Raw genomic sequence first — 15,630 nt, 5'->3', positions numbered from 1 at the left:
ATTAGTAGCTTGTTTGTGAAGACACAAACAGGGGCATTTGCTAGGATAAACAAGTTCATTATTAAAGACCTGTCTAAAAACACCTTTCCATTTTCAAACCTAACTCCCAAATTACTACAGAGCTGATTACCATCATACTCACATAGCTATTCATAGCACTCCAATCAGAGACCCATTTGATACAGCCACCGTCTATATAATGAAAATATTGGCTTTGAAGAATGAATAAAAAAACAGAAACTGATATAGCTGGAACCAGAATCATGAGTCTTCTTTCACTAGTCCCTTGAATCTTTTTATAAACAAAAAGATTGAAAATTAAAGTGAATATTAACTGAAGTTCCCTAATCTCACCTCTAAATATGAGTATCGGTAAAAAGGATAAAACAGCGTAATTTAGATATACTCTAATTCTACCTTCCATTACTCAACAGGTTCCAATTCTTCTTTTTTCTTTCTAGGCTGATATTTAGCAGCCATGTCTGCAATGGCTTTGATATGATCTGGTGTAGTACCACAGCACCCACCTATAATGTTGATTAACCCTTCTTTCATGAATTCTTCGATCTGACCTGCCATATCTTCAGGGGTTTGATCATATTCACCAAACTCATTAGGCAAGCCGGCGTTAGGGTGAGCGCTCACGAAGAAATCAGACTCTTTGCTGAGCACCTGTAAATATTGTCTTAAATCTTTTGCTCCTAATGCACAGTTTAGTCCCACACTTAAAAGTGGCATATGCTCTAAAGAAATAAGGAAAGCCTGAGTAGTTTGTCCGGAAAGTGTTCTTCCACTGGCATCGGTGATTGTACCTGAAACCATTACAGGAACGGATTTACCTAATTCATCGAATAATTCCGCTAATCCGAAAAGGGCGGCTTTAGCGTTAAGTGTATCGAATACTGTTTCTACTAGTAGTAAATCTACGTTGCCATCTAAAAGTGCCTTAGCTTGAAATTTATAAGCAGAAGACAACTCTTTAAAAGTGATAGCTCTATAACCAGGATTATTTACATCTGGTGAAATAGAGGCAGTTCTATTGGTTGGTCCTATTGATCCTGCCACAAACCTGGGTTTATCAGGTTCATTAGCTGTAAATTCATCGGCTACCTCTCTAGCTATTTTAGCCGACTGGTAGTTAATCTGATATACAGCCTCCTCTCCCAAATGATAATCTGCCTGAGCAATGGTAGTGCCACTGAAGGTATTAGTTTCAGCTATGTCTGCTCCTGCAGCAAAGTATTGTCTATGGATATCTTTAATGATGTCAGGTCTGGTTATGGACAGAAGATCATTATTTCCTTTAAGGTCAAAATCATGGCCTTTGAAGTAATCACCTTTAAAATCCTCTTCAGTAAGTGTATGACGCTGGATCATAGTACCCATGGCACCGTCCAAAATCAATATCTTTTTACCTAATAATGTTGTTATATCCATGACACAAACTTTTACTTTTAATTAACTTAGAAGCAGAATTTAGGTTTCAAAGTTATACTTTAAATTCTATAATGTTTTCATTAAACCCAAATACTGTTGAAACTAGCTGCTATTGACATCGGCTCTAACGCCATTAGACTACAATTAACCAACACCATAAGCTCTAAGGGACAGCTGCACTTCAAGAAAATGGAGTATGTTCGTTTTCCGCTCAGGCTTGGCCAGGATGTATTTAGTACCGGCGCCATAAGCTCTGCCAAGAAAGCTAAGTTTAAGAAGCTGATGAAAGCATTTAAACTTCTTATAGACCTATATGAGGTGGATGATTACATGGCCTGTGCTACTAGTGCCATGAGAGAAGCCACCAACGGTACTGACATAGCTAAAGAGGTTTTGGAAGAAATGGACCTTAAGATCAAAATTATAGATGGCACTAAAGAGGCATTACTGATTAACAATGCCATTAGCTCATTTTTAGATAAGAAGAAAAATTATCTACACATAGATGTTGGGGGTGGAAGCACGGAGCTAAACTTACTGAAAGGCGGAAATAAAATAGCGTCTCGTTCATTTAAAATTGGGTCCGTAAGACGTCTTGAGCACCATGATTCGCCAGTGATCTGGAAAAACATGAGCAAATGGGTAAAGGAAAAAGTAGCTGAGAATAATGCTCCAATCACTGCGGTAGGTACAGGTGGAAACATCAATAAAATCTTTGATCTGGCCCAGAAAGCTCCCGGCGATAAGATGTCATTAGCCAAAGTAAAGGAAGTACAGAAGTACATCCGTAACATGACTATGGAGGAAAGGATTAACGACCTGCAGCTGAACCCAGACCGCGCAGATGTAATTATACCTGCTTCAGAAATCTACGTTTCTGTAATGGAATGGGCCAAAGCTAGCAATATCATAGTTCCTGATGTAGGTCTGAAAGATGGCATTATGCAGCATCTTTATGAAAGGAATACCTCCAAAGAGAAGATCAAATTCATTTGATCATTCCTCTTTGGCCAAATCTTCCTCTATTACTACATCTTCGAATAATTCACCTTCCTCTACAGTAATTTCTTTATCAAAGGTAAGATCAAGATCCTGTAGGTTCTCCTTGTGAACGTGGTAGAACTCCTTATGAATGTTAAATTCTGGATCGTCACCAGATGCTTTACGCACGTATGAACCATCTTCCTTCATGAGGTAGCTGTTCACATTATCCTTCAAGTTATACTGTAAAATATTGATAACCTGACGCTTAAGAAGACTATCCGTAATTTCAAAAAGTGATTCTAATCTACGTTCAAAACTACGAACCATCATATCAGCACTACCTACATACAGCTTGGACTCACCACCATTATGGAAGTAATAGATTCTGGAGTGCTCCAGATAATGGCCTACGATACTGATAACCTGAATATTCTCACTTAAACCAGCTCTTCCTGGTCTTAGGCAGCACATTCCGCGCACAATAAGCTTAATGGGCACACCCGCCTGAGATGCCAGATACAGTTCATCTATAGCATCATTATCCTGTAGAGAGTTGATTTTAATTACAATACCCGAAGGCAAACCTTTCTTCGCATTTTCAGCCTCGGCTCTAATCATTCTCAAGAGCTGCGGTTTCATTTCCCTTGGTGCTGTGATCAGGTTTTTATACTTCTCAGGCATACTATGGCCTGTAATTACATTGAAGAACTCTGATACGTCATGGGTAAACACATCGTTTGTGGTTAGCAAACCTAAGTCAGTATACAGCTTAGAGGTGCTCTCATTATAATTACCGCTGGAAAGGTGGGCATATCTGGTCACCTTCTCTCCTTCTTTTCTGACTATGAGCAGTAATTTGGTATGAGTTTTATAACTACTAAAACCATAAATAACGAAACACCCAGCCTTTTGCAGCTTTTGAGCCTCTCTTAGGTTATTTTCTTCATCGAAACGCGCCTTCACCTCAAAAAGAACAGAAATGTGCTTTCCATTTTCTGCCGCTTTCAATAGCGCTGCCGTCACTCTACTATCCTTTGCTAACCTGTAGATGGTAATTTTGATAGCCAATACTCCAGGGTCTTCAGCAGCCTGCTCCAGCAAGTCCAGCACCGGCTCCATACTGTTATATGGATGATGCAGAAGAATGTCTCTATCCTTCAGTATCTCAAAAATATTTTCCTCTTTTATTTCAGGATAACTTACCGGTGGCACCATAGGTGGCATCTCGCTATGCTTATCCTTGAAATGGCTATGGCCTACAATCTGCCATAAACCAGTGAAGTCTATAAGTCCCTTCTTTTTGATTCTAAAGATGTTATCATCATCAATATCCCATCTCTCCTTTAACACCTTTAGCATCCAGGTATCAGGCCTTCCGAATACTTCTAAACGCACCACACGCCCCGTTCTTCTGGTCTTTAGTTTTTGCTTCAACTCTTCCAGAAAGTTCGCTTCAATATCATCACTCTCTTCCAGGGTGAAATCACCATTTCTGGTTATCCTAAAGAGGTTGATTGACTGAATCTTTACATTTCTGAACAGATAATCAGCGTGGTTACGAATGATATCTTCTATAGGAACGAAGTAAATCTTATCGTCCTTTTCTATTTCATAAAACCTTGGCAGGTTATATGGCACCTGTATAAAGCTAAGCTTTTTATTATCTACCCCGTCTTCGGCGCTTTTGGTTACTACACCAAGCACGAACCTTAATGCACCTAGAATAGGAAAAGTATGATAGCTATCATACACCATTGGTGTAAGCATAGGATAAATAGTACTTTCAAAGTATTTTACTACCCTTTCTTTCTCATCATGAGAAAGATGCTTGTACATAACAATCGAAAATCCCTGCTCTTCAAACTTGGGCAAAAGCTCATTTAGATAGAGCTGCTGCTGTTGTTCAGCAAACTCTTTAGACTTAGCCAGCAAAACCTTTCTAAAAGGCAATTCACGAAGTCCAGAGTAGTCTATTCTTTGCTTATGGTAATCCAGGTAGTTATACAAACTTCCTACCCTGATGGTGAAAAACTCATCCAGGTTAGAAGCAGTAATGGCCAAAAACTTAAGTCGCTCAATAATGCTTTTATCATTATTCTTAGCCTGATCTAAAACCCGATAATTAAAATTTATCCAGCTTAAATCACGGCTGATATAATCACTTTGAACAATCTGCTTTTTTACTTTTTCCGAAATTACCATAGTCTATAAAAAACAAAAGGGCTCCAATCACTTGAACCCCTTTTGATTGGTTATTGTTTCAATTTTTATACGTCAACGCGAGCATATTTTGCATTACGCTCAATGAACTCACGTCTAGGAGCTACCTCATCTCCCATGAGCATTGAGAACAAGTGATCTGCCTCTGCTGCAGACTCGATGGTCACCTGCTTCAAACTTCTGTGCTCAGGATCCATAGTAGTTGTCCATAGCTGCTCAGGGTTCATCTCTCCAAGACCTTTATATCGCTGTACGTTTACTGATTCTTCCTTACCATCTTTAGCCATATCAGCCGTTAACTTCATTCTTTCTTCCTCAGTCCAGCAATAACGCTCATCTTTTCCTCTCTTCAGTAAATATAACGGAGGAAGGGCAATGTATACATATCCTTTCTCTATTAAAACATGCATATAACGGAAGAAAAGCGTAAGGATTAGCGTTCTAATGTGGCTACCATCAATATCGGCATCGGTCATGATTATGATCTTGTGGTATCTTAGTTTTGCTATGTTTAGCGCTTTCTCATCCTCTTCAGTACCGATGGAAACACCAAGCGCCGTGAGGATATTTTTGATCTCTTCGTTTTCGTAAATCTTATGTTCCTGAGCTTTTTCCACATTAAGAATCTTACCTCTTAATGGTAAAATAGCCTGGAAGTTTCTATCACGTCCCTGCTTGGCAGAACCACCCGCAGAGTCACCCTCCACCAGGTAAAGCTCACAAACATTAGGGTCTTTATCAGAACAGTCAGCCAGCTTACCAGGTAGACCTGTACCACTAAGAACGTTCTTACGCTGCACCATTTCACGAGCTTTCCTTGCCGCATGTCTGGCTTGTGCTGCTAACACCACCTTCTGTACAATTTGCCTGGCCTGCTTTGGATTTTCCTCTAAAAAGTTATTGAGCATCTCGCCAACTACAGTATCTACCGCACCACTAACATCAGAGTTTCCTAACTTGGTCTTGGTCTGCCCTTCAAACTGAGGCTCAGCGACTTTAACAGAGATTACTGCTGTAAGACCTTCTCTAAAATCATCACCACTGATTTCGACTTTAACCTTATCTAAAAGACCAGATTTATCTGCATAAGATTTTAAAGTTCTTGTAAGTGCTCTTCTGAAACCAGAAACATGAGTACCTCCTTCAATTGTATTAATGTTATTTACATAAGAAACTACATTTTCACTAAAGGATGTGTTATAACTCATAGCAACCTGTACAGGAGTATCACCTTTTTCGCTATCCATAAAGATAGGTTCCTCTATAAGTGTCTCTCTAGTACTATCAAGGAAGGCTACAAATTCTTGCAGACCACCTTCACTAAAAAACTCATCGCTCTTAGGCCTACCATCATCTTCAATTTCACGAAGATCAATTAGGTTAATTTTTATACCCGCGTTCAAGAAGGATAGCTCTCTTAAACGAGATGCCACAGTTTCATAATTATATACCGATGCTGTGAATATGCTTGAGTCAGGCTTAAAATGAATGGAAGTACCTGTAATGTCTGTTTTTCCTATTTCTTTTACGTCACCCTGAGGAACACCTATCTTATAAGATTGCTCATAAATGGCTCCATTTCTATGTACAGTAGCTTTAAGATCTGTAGAAAGCGCGTTCACACAGGATACACCTACACCGTGAAGACCACCAGAAACCTTATAAGTATCTTTATCGAACTTACCACCAGCGTGAAGTACTGTCATAACTACCTCAAGAGCAGACTTTTTCTCTTTCTCATGGAAGTCAGTAGGAATACCACGACCGTTATCAAGTACAGTTATGCTATTATCTTCGTTGATGGTAACAGAAATTGTATCACAGTATCCTGCCAGTGCCTCATCTATTGAGTTATCTACTACCTCCCAGATCAGGTGATGAAGACCTTTCACTCCCACGTCTCCGATATACATCGCAGGCCTTTTTCTTACGGCCTCGAGCCCTTCCAACACCTGAATATTACCTGCTGAATACTCTTTCTTTTGTTCTTTGTTATCGCTCATCAGTAATTTAATTCCTTTAAAAAATCAGCTTTCAATACAATGAAAACTTTTAATTTCTTTTTTCAAGAAACAACCATCGTTTAAACGACAGTAAGATTCTCCAAAAGTCCCTCAAAACTACAATTTTAAATGATTTTTTTTATCGTTTTCGCTTGTTTAATTAACAACTAATTTTTTAGTTTGAAGATATGAAAAGTGCAATGAAAATATTATTAATTACAATATACTTGTTTTGTAATCTGGTTAGTTGGGCTCAAACACAAACATTGTCACCCTCAGATTCTCTAAGGCTACTCAGAACAAAAAGAATGGAGGAAAAGGCCGTTGTGAGAATCAATGACTACAAGCTTCACCCCAACAAAGATTCTGTGATCTATCTGGATTTAAGTTACTCTCATTTCACCGAAATACCTGAGTTCGTGTATGAGTTTAAAAACTTAAAAAAGCTGGATCTTTCACATAATAACATTAACAGAATAGATAAGAGAATCAATGAATTACAACATTTAGAATCTTTAAACCTCACTGATAACGGACTGAGTGAACACAAGATTGTTTTCAAGAAGAATAATACTATTAAAACCCTATATCTGTCTGAGAATAATCTGGTGAAATTACCTTGGAGAGCCAAAAGATTAGACTCATTGAACGAAATAGTGATAAAACAAAATCAGTTCAAAGACCTTCCTCAAAGAGCGGCAAAGCATCACGCGCTTAAAACTTTAAACGCCAGCGACAACCCATTATCATTAAACGGAAGCTACTATCACAAATTAGATCACATTACTCAGCTTAGGCTTAATAAATGCAATCTCACGGAGCTACCTTCCAGCTTGCTACAATTCAACCATTTAGAACAGTTACAACTGGCTGAAAACAACATTCAAACTATCCCTACTTATATTGATCAATTTGAAAATCTTACAGGCTTGGTGCTGTATAAAAATAACATCATGACCTTACCAAAAGAATTGTATAACCTCACTGAGCTTGAAGAGATTGATCTGTATTACAATAAAATAGAAGTTATAACTAGCGATATTAAAAAACTGCAGAAATTAAAGATATTATATCTTTCTCACAATCAGATTTATAGCCTGCCGGCGGAAATTGGACAGCTAAGAGACCTCAAGAGATTATACCTTCATCATAATAGATTAAGCTCGCTTCCTGTAGAAGTTGCCTCCCTTCAGGCATTAGAAGTTCTCAGAATTAATGACAATTATTTCGCTGAGTTTCCATCTTGTATTCTGACATTACCTCAGCTCAACAGTTTGGATATAGCCAACAATGAAATAACTATTATCCCAAAAGAGCTTGCAGAACTACCTCTAATGAACTTCTATTTTCAAGAAAATCCATTAGACTTCAACTCCAGGAAAAACGAGCATTTAGAGCGGACTATCAACAAGTTCACTGAGATGGGAGCTATTGTTAATCCGCATTCTTTTGAAATGATTACGAGGCCTTAGTCAACCAATACACTAACAATTCTCATAAATCGCTGTTTAAACACTAAACCAACTACAGCTTTTATGAAATATTTAATTTATACAATTCTAATTATCCTAGCCACAATATCCTGCACCTCAACGAAAGAACCGAGCAGCACTGATGAGGATAGCTTGGATAGTGTTGATTTACGACAAGATTCTTTAGCGGGATATGGTGTTAACATAGATACCGCCAAGCTCCCTAGACCCTATGCCACAGAAAGTGCCGATAATGAAGGCAAGGCAATAGGTTGGAGTGAAGGCAATACACCTCAGGCCCCTACTGGCTTTACCGTCACTAAATTTGCAGCAGACCTAGAACATCCTAGATGGATTTATATAGGCCCAAATGATGACATTTTTATTGTTGAATCTGACGACGCAAAGAAAAGTGCCAATAGAATTACTTTGGTAAAAGACACCGATAATGATGGTAACCCGGATTATAAAGAAGCTTTTATAGAAAATCTGAATCAGCCATTTGGTATGCTTATTTTGAATGGATATTTCTATGTGGCTAATGTAGATGCCATTGTCCGTTTTCCTTATGAAGTGGGGCAGGAAAAAATCACAGCTGAACCTGAGAAAATATTAGACCTTCCATCTGGTGGTTATAATCATCACTGGACCAGAAATATTATCCTTGGGCCAGATAGCTCTAAAATTTATATATCTATTGGTTCATCCAGTAATGTAGGCGAGCATGGTATGGAGAAGGAAGAAAGAAGAGCTAATGTACTGACCATCAATCCTGACGGAAGTAATGAAGAGGTTTATGCCTCAGGATTAAGAAATCCCGTAGGTATAGCATTTGAACCCACAACTAACACACTTTGGGCCGCTGTAAACGAAAGAGATGAATTAGGAGACAACTTAGTGCCAGATTATGTAACAAGTGTAAAGCAAGGGGGTTTCTACGGCTGGCCATATGCGTATTTTGGCACAAACAAAGATCCTAGAATGGCGGATAAAGCCCCTGAAATGGTAGCACAAAGCATTATCCCTGACGTAGCCGTAGGTGCTCACACTGCATCTTTAGGACTAGCTTTTTATGATCAAGCATCTTTTCCTGCTAAGTATAAGAACGGCGCCTTTGTAGGACAGCATGGATCTTGGAATAGATCTACTTTAAATGGTTACAGAGTACTTTTCATTCCATTCAAAAATGGAAAACCTTCCGGACCTCCTGAAGACTTTTTGACAGGATTTATTTCAAATCAGGATAAGTATGAAGTTTATGGAAGACCTGTAGGAGTCGCCGTTACAAGAAATGGTAGCCTGTTAGTAGCTGACGATGACGGAGGAACTGTTTGGAAAGTATCTGCTAATTAAAAAGCATTAGAGCGTTGGTAATTAATAATTGCCAACGCTTAACATCACCAAAGTACACCCTAACTGCACTTCAATGCCATTTTCCTGAGCCATCTTTTCCAACTCAGGGTTTTCAGTTCCCGGATTAAAAATAATCCTTTTAGGCTTTAAACTTAGGATGTAATCATACCATTCCGGCTGATTCTGTGGACCTATGTAAAGAGTTACTGTATCTACATCAGTTATTTCGGGCTTTTCACGCAGGTTGAGGATATCCTTACCAAAGACCTCTCCGGTTTTTATACCTACAGGTACAATTTCATGGCCATGAGAGGTTAATCGCTGCGCGGCAATATATGCGTAGCGAGATGAGTTGGTTGTTGCTCCCAGTATTACTGTCTTCTTCATTTGTCGGTTCCTGTTATCTCTTTTCTAAAATAGGTTTTCAGCACTGCTTCCGCACAGCGCTCACCATCCATAGCGGCCGAGACAATACCTCCGGCATAACCGGCTCCCTCTCCACATGGATATAACCTTTTTAGAGAAACATGCTCAAGAGTCTCTTTGTTACGAGGTACTCTCACTGGTGACGATGTCCTACTTTCTATTCCGATAATCTGGGCTTCATTGGTATAATAGCCCTTCATTTTCTTACCAAAGGCTCTAAAACTCTTCTGTAAACTTTTCGATACAAATTCAGGCAACACGGTAGTCATATCCATAGACTCCAAGCCAGGTTGGTAAGATGTATCATTTAGATTTGACGATACTTTTCCTTCCACAAAATCAACCATTCTCTGCGCTGGAGCAGTTTGTCCTCCTCCCGCCATTTCACAAGCTCTTTGCTCCACCTCTTTTTGAAAATACAAGCCAGCCAATTCTCCGTACTGAGCGTAATTTTTCAGATCTTCTAAACCAACGGCTACTACCATACCTGAATTCGCGTATTTAGAATCTCTTCTGGAAGGACTCATACCATTCACCACCAGCTCACCTGGAGCAGTAGCTGCAGGCACTATAAACCCACCAGGGCACATGCAGAATGAAAAAACCCCTCTTTTACCTGTATGACTAGCCACCTGATTAACCAGCGCATAGGAAGAGGCTGGTAAATATGGACCACGATCCGTTTCGCAATGATATTGTATTCTATCTATTAGATCCTGAGGGTGTTCTATCCTCACGCCTAAAGCAAAAGGCTTGGCTTCTATAGCTATTTTTCTATTATGAAGTAACTCAAATATATCCCGAGCCGAATGCCCTGTAGCCAGGATCACTGAATCCGCCTTAATCACCTCTCCATCAGCTAATTGCACACCCTTCAGCTCATCAGATTCAATGATAAAATCTGTCACCTTGCTATCAAAGCGAACCTCGCCACCTGCGGCTATAATGCTCTCTCTTAGCTCTGTAACTATCTTAGGAAGTTTGTTGGTACCAATATGAGGGTGAGCATCATATAGAATTTCTTCACGGGCACCATGAGCAACAAGGATTTCCAGCACTCGCTGCACGTCTCCCCTTTTCTTTGATCGGGTGTATAGCTTGCCATCAGAATAAGTACCTGCCCCACCTTCTCCAAAGCAGTAATTAGACTCTGGATTTACGGTATGATCTTTATTTATTGCCGCAAGGTCTCTTCTTCGGGCTTTTACGTCTTTTCCTCTCTCAAGTACTATGGGCTTGATATTATATTCAATAAGTCTCAGTGCTGCAAAGAGACCAGCAGGACCTGCCCCAACTATAATCACTTGAGGTTGATTACTTACATTAGCATAGTCTCGTCTATAACTTATTAGATCAGGTGTAGGCTCATTTTTTTGAAACACTTCCACCTGCACACGCACCCAAACCTGGTTCTGCCTGGCATCAATGGATCTTTTGGTAATTCTAAAATTAGTATTTCCACCAGTTTTACGAATCACCTGCGCTTCAAAGCGCTCCTCATCAAAAGCGTCCTCAGGACGCAACTTCAGTTCTATTATTCTCACAATAGTAAGGTATTTATCCTTAAAAAATTATCTTCTGATTCTAAACGGAAAGGTATAGCCAAGGTTAAGGCCAAAGTTATACGCAAAAGAGATATCACCTCTATGGAGATCGCTAAAGGCCATCTCATCAGTTCCCTTTTGATCGAAACTTCTATAGCCTGCCCCCAGACTCACAAAAGCATCTGCAGTGAAACCTGTGTCTGAGTTTGATTGCATCAGCCTGTAGCCTAACACACCGGAGTACTCATACTTTTGCTCCTTAGCACTGGCCCTCACAACGCTTTCTGGCTGTGTAGAATGTGGCAGGTTTACGTAATGACTCATATTGGTGAATCGGATTTCATGACCAAAATACCACATACCATATCGCTGAGGATTATAAAATTTTTGTCTTAGGGCCGCGCTATAACCTCTCTTGTAGGTTTCGTTGAGAGGCACATCACCATCATCACCGAAGAACGGATCTCTGATTCCTTCAAATTCAAACTCATAGCCCAATCTTTCTTGCATGTAAAATTCAAGCGCAAGCGGCAGTCTATTTATGAACATCTCCAGTGGATTAGTTCCGACTATAATGCCTTTGAATTCATTTAGACGAGGCTCGAAATGAGACTTTTTGCGGCCTCTGAATCGATATTCTGCCACACCATACTTCTTAGTTTCCTTTACCTTCTCTACCTTCACCTTCTTCACCCCACGCTCATCATACACAGGTCTGTAGTATCCGGTAAGGGTACCATCATTTTTATATAAATCCCACTTGCCTACTTTTTTACCGTTGTGAATAGGGCCTTTAGTTTGAAGCGATCCATCAGCATAATAACCATGGTAGATCCCTCTTCCTTCAACATAGTCACACTCCCCTTCAAGCTCACCGGTTTCATAATAATAACTCCAATGTCCTTCATACTGTCCATCCACTATTCGGCCTTGCAGCTTGGTGTTGCCACTTTTATAAAGCTCTCTATACATTCCTGATCCTTCATCAAACTGACTCTTGCCTTTCAGGGTGCCATCAGGGTAATAAACCAGCCATTCACCATCCTTTTTACCCGCAGCGAAGCTACCTTTAGAGCTCACTGTGCCATCCTCATAGTAGTAATTCCAGTCGCCTGAGGGTTTATCATTTTCAAAAGATCCCACCGCTGAAACCTCACCGTTATGATAAAAATATTTCCAAAGACCTGATTTCTGGTCAGTCTCATATTTACCTTCGGCCTGCAAAGTACCATCCTTATAGTAATACTTCCAGACACCTACATTCTCAGCCCCAGATTTCGGACCTTCAGCCCTCACTTCCCCGGTAGGATAATATTCAGTAAACCTACCTTTTCCGTAGTTATAATTAATCTCTCCTTTTATTCGTCCATCTTCAAAAAAGTAGACCCAGTCCCCCTCTCTCCTGCCTTCATTGAAAGATCCTACCTCTTTTAAATCACCCCCTTCATAAAATATCTTCCATTGTCCTTCACGTTTCTTGGCAATTATGCTTCCTTCCATACTTTTAGATCCACTTTCAAAAAAATATTCCCAAAAGCCATCACTAGAGCCCTGCTGAAGATCACCACGCATCTTTACCTTACCATCTTCATAGTAAAATTCCCAGACGCCAAAAGTTTCATTATTGGTGAAATGACCAGTAGATTCAATATTTCCATTGATATAATATGATTGATACCGCCCCTCCAACGTATTGGTTATGGTATCATTCACATGATATATTTCTTTTATTTGGTGTTTATCATCATCGTGATAGGTATACTGCACATATTGGGCATGAGCTGCAGTGGATGATAACAAGAAGAAAATCAATATTTTACAGTAGCACTTTTTCAAGACAAGTCTCATTTATTACAAAACTAATGAGATTTTTGAAATACTTCCTCCAAGAGCCACCTCTTTCCCCACTCTTCCTTCTCTTTATCTGACCATAGGTCTGGGAAAAACATAATTTTCTGGAATTTGGGAGGCAAATACTTCTGCCAGTTAGTACCTCCGGTAGCTGCAATATCACTAGGAGCTTTATGCAAATGTTTTACAGCTGATTTGTAATGCGCCAACGGCCAGGAAACATTAGCCAGATAGTCAAACTCCCTAAAGGCTTCTTTTAACTCCTTATTATCGGTACCAGAAAAATGGTCTTGATACAGCTGATTCAGGTTTTTGCTTTGATAATTTTTAGCTCTATGAATGAAAAGATGCATATACTTCTCTTCAAACATTTTTAAGGTGAGGGTTTTCTTTCCTGATGAAAGCTCAGTGGCACCCTCCTTCCAATAAATATGCTTAATTAGCTCTTCAATGGGCTCGTTACTATTGAACATTTCGCGGTCGCGCACATCTATCAGGTTGTAAAGGCAAGTAGATGTAATCTCAATTATTCTATACTGTGCTGATTGAAAACCACTGGCAGGTAGTAAAGACATTCTAAATTTCAGAAACTGCTCCTTATCCATTCCTTTGATCATAATGGCAAATGAATCTGACAGTAACCTGAATATTCTATTCACCCTATCCAGCTTTTCTATAGCAAACTCCTCAGTAAGATTTTCAGAAGAAGTCATCTGCTCTAACTCCCATAGCACCAGTTTAAAAAACAATTCGGTATGCTGATGATAAATAATGAAGGTCATCTCATCTTGCAGACCAGTTTTTGGGTTCTGTAAACTTAATAAAGTATCTAAATGAATATAGTCCCAATAAGTAAGATAGTCAGAGTACAATAGCCCATCCAGATAAGAGGATAAATCCTGTCCCATCGCCTCATATTTTTCTTCCAGCTTTCTGATTTGCTCCAGAATTTTAGGATCTATTTCTGACCTGTCCATTTTCGTTCTTAAGATTATTGGCTATTGTTGCGTAAATTTGATACTTAAAAGTGAATAACCCAAATCAATATCTATATGTCAACACAATCTCATGAGACTACTAATGTGAAGAAGGCTGCAAACGATTTCTTTGAATCACCAGACTTCTATAACATAGATGATTTGCTTACAGAGGAGCATAAACTTATAAGAGAATCTATTCGCGATTTTGTAAAGAAAGAAATTACTCCATATATAGAACAGTGGTGCCAGGATGCTCATTTTCCATATGAAATTGTAAAGAAATTTGGAGACATAGGCGCCTTCGGACCAACCGTGCCTGAACAGTACGGCGGTGGTGGCCTAGACTATATATCTTATGGTCTTATCATGCAGGAAATAGAAAGGGGTGATTCAGGTATGCGCTCTACTGCTTCTGTTCAAGGATCATTAGTAATGTACCCGATTTATAAGTTCGGTTCGGAAGAGCAGAAGATGAAGTATCTACCCAAGTTAGCCTCTGGCGAATGGCTGGGCTGCTTCGGTCTTACAGAGCCTGACCATGGATCTAACCCCAGCGGCATGCTTACAAACTTCAAAGACATGGGAGATCATTATCTACTCAATGGTGCGAAGATGTGGATTTCTAATTCACCAAAAGCGGATATAGCTGTGGTTTGGGCCAAAAATGAAGAAGGACGAATTCACGGACTGATCGTAGAAAGAGGAATGGAAGGCTTCAGCACCCCAGAAACCCACGGAAAGTGGAGTTTAAGAGCCAGCTGTACAGGTGAGCTAGTGTTTGATAATGTAAAAGTACCTAAAGAGAATCTACTCCCGGGTAAAAGCGGCTTAGGAGCACCATTAATGTGCTTAGATTCTGCCCGTTATGGAATAGCCTGGGGAGCTATCGGCGCGGCTATGGATTGCTATGACTCTGCCAGAAGATATGCAGCGGAACGAATTCAGTTTAACAAGCCTATAGCCTCTTTCCAGCTTACTCAGAAAAAGCTATCTGAAATGCTTACCGAAATCACTAAAGCTCAACTACTTAACTGGAAGCTAGGTAAAATGATGGATGAAGGAAAAGCCACCACAGCACAAATCTCCATGGCCAAGAGGAACTCAGTACACACTGCGCTGACCATAGCTAGAGAGGCTCGTCAAATACATGGTGGAATGGGAATAACCGGGGAGTATCCTTTGATGAGGCATATGATGAACCTGGAGTCTGTTATAACCTATGAAGGTACACATGACATCCACCTACTCATATTAGGTGCAGAAATTACTGGAATTCCGGCTTTTAGCTAAATTTCACATTTTTTAACCATATAAAAGCGACACCGCTCAACATATAATTCTGCTACTTGTTGGTATTCAT

General features: G+C 39.7%; 12 protein-coding genes. 4 read left to right on the top strand and 8 right to left on the bottom strand.

Annotated features, from left to right (window positions below):
• Positions 1-73 precede the first annotated feature (73 nt).
• A complete protein-coding gene (locus LVD16_RS11880; RefSeq protein ID WP_233774160.1) occupies positions 74-424 on the bottom strand; it encodes a hypothetical protein in 351 nt (116 codons plus the stop codon).
• Positions 424-1,437, bottom strand: a complete 1,014-nt coding sequence (locus LVD16_RS11875) for a homocysteine S-methyltransferase family protein (protein WP_233774159.1) — start codon at positions 1,435-1,437, stop codon at positions 424-426. The genes LVD16_RS11880 and LVD16_RS11875 overlap by 1 nt, the downstream gene beginning before the upstream one ends.
• Positions 1,438-1,533: 96 nt before the next feature.
• Between LVD16_RS11875 and LVD16_RS11870 the strand changes: the two genes are divergently transcribed.
• The gene (locus LVD16_RS11870) at positions 1,534-2,433 is read left to right on the top strand and encodes a Ppx/GppA phosphatase family protein (RefSeq protein ID WP_233774158.1); all 900 of its coding nucleotides are present in this window, start codon (positions 1,534-1,536) and stop codon (positions 2,431-2,433) included.
• Here the strand turns inward: LVD16_RS11870 and ppk1 are convergent, their stop codons facing one another.
• Positions 2,434-4,623 (bottom strand): polyphosphate kinase 1, encoded by a 2,190-nt coding sequence (gene ppk1, locus LVD16_RS11865; protein ID WP_233774157.1) that lies wholly within the window; start codon positions 4,621-4,623, stop codon positions 2,434-2,436.
• Positions 4,624-4,688: 65 nt separating this feature from the next.
• Positions 4,689-6,644: a DNA topoisomerase (ATP-hydrolyzing) subunit B gene (gyrB, locus tag LVD16_RS11860; protein ID WP_233774156.1), complete on the bottom strand. Its 1,956-nt coding sequence runs from the start codon at positions 6,642-6,644 to the stop codon at positions 4,689-4,691.
• Positions 6,645-6,952: 308 nt separating this feature from the next.
• On the opposite strand from gyrB, the gene LVD16_RS11855 reads away from it, so the two are divergent.
• Positions 6,953-8,116, top strand: coding sequence for a leucine-rich repeat domain-containing protein (locus LVD16_RS11855; RefSeq protein WP_233774155.1), 1,164 nt, complete (start codon positions 6,953-6,955; stop codon positions 8,114-8,116).
• 63 nt (positions 8,117-8,179) lie between these two features.
• Entirely contained in the window at positions 8,180-9,469 is a 1,290-nt protein-coding gene (locus tag LVD16_RS11850; protein ID WP_233774154.1) for a PQQ-dependent sugar dehydrogenase, read from the top strand.
• A 21-nt stretch (positions 9,470-9,490) separates the two neighbouring features.
• Here LVD16_RS11850 and LVD16_RS11845 read toward each other — a convergent pair whose 3' ends face one another.
• From LVD16_RS11845 to LVD16_RS11830, 4 genes are read right to left on the bottom strand one after another with little or no spacing between them, the layout of a single operon-like run.
• Positions 9,491-9,856 carry a CoA-binding protein gene (locus LVD16_RS11845; RefSeq protein WP_233774153.1) on the bottom strand — a complete coding sequence of 122 codons (366 nt, stop codon included), beginning with the start codon at positions 9,854-9,856 and terminating at the stop codon, positions 9,491-9,493.
• Positions 9,853-11,442, bottom strand: a complete 1,590-nt coding sequence (locus LVD16_RS11840; RefSeq protein ID WP_233774591.1) for an NAD(P)/FAD-dependent oxidoreductase — start codon at positions 11,440-11,442, stop codon at positions 9,853-9,855. Before LVD16_RS11840 ends, LVD16_RS11845 begins: the two co-directional genes overlap by 4 nt.
• Before the next feature lie 24 nt (positions 11,443-11,466).
• A complete protein-coding gene (locus LVD16_RS11835) occupies positions 11,467-13,239 on the bottom strand; it encodes a toxin-antitoxin system YwqK family antitoxin (RefSeq protein WP_233774152.1) in 1,773 nt (590 codons plus the stop codon).
• A gap of 59 nt (positions 13,240-13,298) precedes the next feature.
• Positions 13,299-14,267, bottom strand: coding sequence for a tryptophan 2,3-dioxygenase family protein (locus LVD16_RS11830; protein ID WP_233774151.1), 969 nt, complete (start codon positions 14,265-14,267; stop codon positions 13,299-13,301).
• A gap of 75 nt (positions 14,268-14,342) precedes the next feature.
• On the opposite strand from LVD16_RS11830, the gene LVD16_RS11825 reads away from it, so the two are divergent.
• Complete coding sequence (locus tag LVD16_RS11825) at positions 14,343-15,560, top strand: acyl-CoA dehydrogenase family protein (RefSeq protein WP_233774150.1); 1,218 nt, start codon at positions 14,343-14,345, stop codon at positions 15,558-15,560.
• Positions 15,561-15,630: the final 70 nt, after the last annotated feature.

The sequence above is a fragment of the Fulvivirga ligni genome (assembly GCF_021389935.1).
Lineage (GTDB): Bacteria > Bacteroidota > Bacteroidia > Cytophagales > Cyclobacteriaceae > Fulvivirga > Fulvivirga ligni.
Note: the sequence above shows the minus strand (reverse complement) of the source record. Positions and strands in the feature narration are given on the sequence as shown.